The 1,005-nt window shown below is 28.7% G+C and carries 1 pseudogene; it reads right to left on the minus strand.

Features of this window, described 5'->3' with window-relative positions:
- Nucleotides 1-15 precede the first annotated feature (15 nt).
- A pseudogene (locus EZH24_RS12535) lies at nt 16-1,005 on the minus strand (hypothetical protein); the annotation flags it as partial.

Below are 1,005 nucleotides of genomic sequence, written 5' to 3' on the forward strand. Positions count from 1 at the left end.
AATATTATAGCTTCATTATCTAATTTTGGTTATTCCAAATTTACATGCCTTACCAGTGCTTGATGTTATTCCTGTTGTATTTGTTAAATTTATACCATCTGATAAATTAAAATAATTCTCTATAATAGGACTATAAAAAAATAATCCGTCAGATGTACCTACGTTATATATCGACGATGTGAAAGTTCCCTGTAATTTCACAGAACTTCCAGTTTGATTTAATCCCAAATTACATAATGAAGCTATAATATTCTGCTGAAAATTAGAATTAACAGCAAATATATTTCTATCTTCAGGTTTTAATACTCTATTCTTTATATTAAGGCTTATAGTATATGTACCATTAATATCAGAACCGTCTTTTGTTTCTATGTAAAGTTTACATTTACTTGAATAAGAATTACTATAAACAAATTTAAATTGATATTCTTTATCTACTCCTGCTATAGTTATCTCACCAGAATCTGCTGATATATATTCAGAGCTAAAACTATAATCATCTGTAAAATTAAAAAATTGGCTAATTGTAGAGTATTGTTCATAATCATTTGTTATATTATCAATAGTAAATGAAAATGGGAAATCTTCACTGTTTCTTATTTCAGCCGTAATATTTCCTTTTAATCTATATTCATTATTTTCTTTTACTATTGAAGCACTACTTACAGCACCATTCCCTAATATCTCATCTTTAAATGTCAAATTAATAGTATCAGGTATGCTAACTTTAAATCTAGGAAAATCATAACCTGAAACATATTCTAAATTAGTATTTGTATTATCATAAGTAACAAGTTCGGCTTTTGTAGCTAAATCTCCGCTCGCACTTATCACATTATCTTCTATAGTTATATTAGTCCCTGCTGTGAGCGTGTCCTGTTTTGTAGAAAGTCCTGCCTGTAATTGCTGTTGTAAATATTGATTATTCACTATAGAAGTATTTGTGATTGAAGAAGGCATATTTACATTGCTTGCCCCCTCGCTGTCTCTTCCCATCACTGTATT

The organism is Brachyspira catarrhinii (assembly GCF_005518285.1).
Taxonomy (GTDB): domain Bacteria; phylum Spirochaetota; class Brachyspiria; order Brachyspirales; family Brachyspiraceae; genus Brachyspira; species Brachyspira catarrhinii.